We start from the raw sequence: 3431 nt of genomic DNA, 5'->3' as shown, positions 1-3431 counted from the left end.
CCCGCACACCCCGGCCCCAGCCGCGTCGCCGTCGTCGGCGCGGGCATGGTCGGACTGTCCACCGCCTGGTTCCTGCAGGAGCGGGGCGTCAGCGTCACCGTGTACGACCGCGAGGGGGTGGCCGCCGGGTCGTCCTGGGGCAACGCCGGATGGCTGACCCCCGGCCTGGCGACGCCGCTGCCCGAGCCCGCGGTCCTCACCTACGGGGTGCGGGCGGTCCTCAGCCCGTCCTCCCCGGTCTACGTCCCGCCGAGCGCGAACCCGAAACTGCTCAGGTTCCTCGCAGGCTTCGCCGGCAACAGCACCGCGGCCAAGTGGCTGCGGGCGATGCGTGCGCTCGTCCCCATCAACAGCCTGGCGCTGCCGAGCTTCGACACGCTGGCCGAAGGCGGCGTCGAGGCACGGACACTCGAGGCCAAGTCCTTCCTCGCGGCCTACCGCACGGCCGCGGAGCGCCGGGTTCTGCTGGAGGAGCTCGAACAGATCCACGCCGCGGGCCAGACCATGGAGTTCGACGTCCTCGACGGGGACGAGGCCCGGGGGGTCGAACCGTCCCTGTCGGACGAGGTCGGCGCGGCGATCCGGCTGCACGGCCAGCGCTACATCGACCCGGGACACTTCGTGCACGCCCTGGCCGACGCGGTCCGTGCCCGGGGCGGCGTGATCCGGGAGGGCACGGAGGTCACCGACGTGCGGGACACGGCGGCCGGTGTCACCGTCCTGACCGGTGGCGGCACCGGCGGTGAGGGCGAGCGCTTCGACGCGGTGGTCCTGGCCACCGGGGCCTGGCTCGGCCGCCTCGCCAGGAGGTTCGGCGTGCGCCGCCTCGTGCAGGCCGGCCGCGGGTACAGCTTCAGCGTCCCCGTGGAGCACGTGCCGTCCGGTCCGGTCTACTTCCCCGCTCAGCGCGTCGCCTGCACGCCTCTCGGCGACCGTCTGCGCGTCGCCGGAATGATGGAGTTCCGCAGCCCGGAGGCGCCCCTGGACGCCCGCCGGATCAACGCCATCGCCGAGGCCGCGCGCCCGCTGCTGCGCGGCGCCGACCTGGACGCCCGCCAGGACGAGTGGGTCGGCTCCCGCCCGTGCACGACCGACGGACTGCCCCTGATCGGGGCCACGCGCTCCCCCCGGGTCTTCGCCGCGGGCGGACACGGCATGTGGGGCATCACCCTCGGCCCGGCCACCGGACAACTGCTCGCCGAAACGATCGTCACCGGCGAACGTCCCTCGCAGCTGGCGCCGTTCGACCCACTGCGCTGACCAGCCGGTGCCACCGGGCGGGACCGTCGACCACGGCTCCCGCCCGGCGACATGCGCACGCCCGTCGCGGGCCGGCAGGACACGGGGTGCCGCCCGTGTCCGCGGACGGCTGTCGGCTGCGAGGCACTGCCGCACACGCTGGGCGCCCCGGGATGTTCGGCAAGCCGATCGGCGCCCGCTCCCTCGAGGCGGGTGCCGCTCCGTAGGTTTGTGGGGGACGGGGCCTAACCAGCCATGGACGGGGCGTAGGGGGACAGAGCCGGAGCGAGCTGCACTCCGGGGGCCAGGCCGAGGGCGACGAGGGCGTCGGGCAGGCCGCGTCCGACTCGGGCCGCCTCCGCCGTGCCCGGTGCGGCCAGTTGGCGGCAGCTGGCGACGATGATCTCGAACAGGTGCTGCACCCGGCCTGGTCCGCGGGGCAGCAACTGGCTGTGGAAGTCCTCGTGGTGGGCGAGAACGAGGGCGGCGAGGCCGACGACGTGGGCCGAGGCCGCGCCGGTGCCGTCGAGCACCGTGTATCCGTCCTCCGGTGCGCACGACAGGACGGCCACGCCGGGGGCGGCGGCGTCGACTCCGGGGCCATAGCAGCTGAACGGCGCGGCGAACAGCCCTTCGGGTGTCAACTGCGGTCCCGAATGGGTGGCGTGGGAGGTGTCCTGCGGATACGAGCCGAAGGCGCCCAGCGCGCCCACGGCGAACACGGTGGGCAGCGAAGCGGGGAAGGCGATCGGCCCACCGGTGTCGCCCGCCGGGGCGACGCACGCGATGCCCGCCGCGTTGGCGTCGACGAGTTTGCGGGAGACCAGCGCCGACGGGTACGGGGTCGCCACCGCGATGTGCGCGATGTCGACCTCGTGCTCGATGCAGTGGTCCAGGGCGGCGATCAGATCGCTGAAATGTCCGCCGGGCATCACCTGGCAGACCTCGATCTCGGCGTCGACGGCGATGCCGATGACGCCCTTGCCGGTGTCCCCGCCGGCGATGATGCCCGCCGCATGAGTGCCGCTGCCCATCACGTCGTGGGCCCAGCCCTCGTCCGTACCGCGCACGAGATCCACCCCGGAGCGCACCTGGCTCCTCAGATCGGGGTGCTCGGCGCTGACACCCGAGCCGATGACCGCGACCCTGATGCCGAAGGCGCGGAACGTGGGAGGCAGCCGATCCACCCGCATGGCCTGCTGGCCCCAGCCGTACCGCTGCCGCTCCTCCAGCTCCGGGTACACCTTGGCCAGCGGGGTCAGGGTGATCAGGTTCTCCTGTGTCGCCGACAGGTCGGGCCGGTAAATCCAGCGGTCCATGTAACCGACCGCGGGCCGCACGTACAGGGACTGGATCGACTGCGCGGACTCCGTCGCCGACGTGACGGTGACCGTACCGTCGGCCCCGGTGATGCCCTGGCTCGGCCAGGTCGCGCCGATCAGGAACACTCCCGCGCCTGCCAGCGGTTCGCCGTCCGGGCCGCAGACGCGGAGCGAGATCTCCGCGGACTCCTCCAGAGGCATGACCAGCCCGGGATCGCGCAGCGGCAGCATCCCCGCCGCCGGCATGGGGGCGGGCCCGGCGCCGGACAGCGGCAGGTCCGGCTCGATGTGCACGTGCAGCGACCGCATCGCCGGTACCTGGGCCTCGGCCGCCTCGACGACCGCCAGTTCCGGGCAGGCGGGCTGCACGCCGGTCGACTCGATCTTCGCCGACGGCTGAAGCCTGCGGATCACCCTGACGTCGGACATCCGGTCCAGTTGGTCGCACACCGCGTCCATGCTCAGTCCGGGCACTCCCGGTGGGAGCTGCTGCTGGGGCAGCGGTGTCACCATGTACCGCCCTCGTCGCGGCTGCACCGTGATCGGTGACGGCGCGCCCTTCCCGCGTGGCCCCGCTTCCTTGTTCTCGGGTCCCGGCCTGCCGGGACCCGCGCCGTCGGACCCGCTCCCGCGGTTGTTTCCGGGCCTTTCCTTGACCATTACGTCCACCTTCACCACGCCTACGTCGTACTTGTGCTCCCGATCCGACTACGTGCGGTTCGCGCTTCCACGGTGATGCGGTGTGCCCGGGAAGGACTCCCGGGCACACCGCATCGCGCGCCGCCGGGGGTCAGCCGATACCGAAGGGCTGACCCATCTGGCCGTAGCCGAAGCCAGGCTGCGGGAACGGCGGGGGCGGCGGGCCGAACG

At 73.3% G+C, this 3431-nt stretch carries 2 protein-coding genes; one reads left to right on the top strand and one right to left on the bottom strand.

All coding sequences use genetic code 11. The features are described 5' to 3' along the window. Window positions 1-1260, top strand: a 1260-nt coding sequence (locus C1I97_RS33660) for an NAD(P)/FAD-dependent oxidoreductase (RefSeq protein WP_258382867.1), incomplete at its 5' end; no start/stop codon positions are given. Window positions 1261-1484: 224 nt separating this feature from the next. Here the strand turns inward: C1I97_RS33660 and C1I97_RS33655 are convergent. Continuing rightward, the gene (locus tag C1I97_RS33655) at window positions 1485-3074 is read right to left on the bottom strand and encodes a S8 family serine peptidase (RefSeq protein WP_258382866.1); all 1590 of its coding nucleotides are present in this window, start codon (window positions 3072-3074) and stop codon (window positions 1485-1487) included. Between the last annotated feature and the right edge of the window lie 357 nt (window positions 3075-3431).

This window comes from Streptomyces sp. NTH33 (assembly GCF_003236365.1).
Classification (GTDB): Bacteria; Actinomycetota; Actinomycetes; order Streptomycetales; family Streptomycetaceae; genus Streptomyces.
This window is presented reverse-complemented; position numbering and strand designations above follow the sequence as displayed.

What these genes read in the sequence shown, in the direction of transcription:
- C1I97_RS33655 (WP_258382866.1), bottom strand. Translation starts at nt 3,074, where the DNA reads ATGGTGACACCGCTGCCCCAGCAGCAGCTCCCACCGGGAGTGCCCGGA.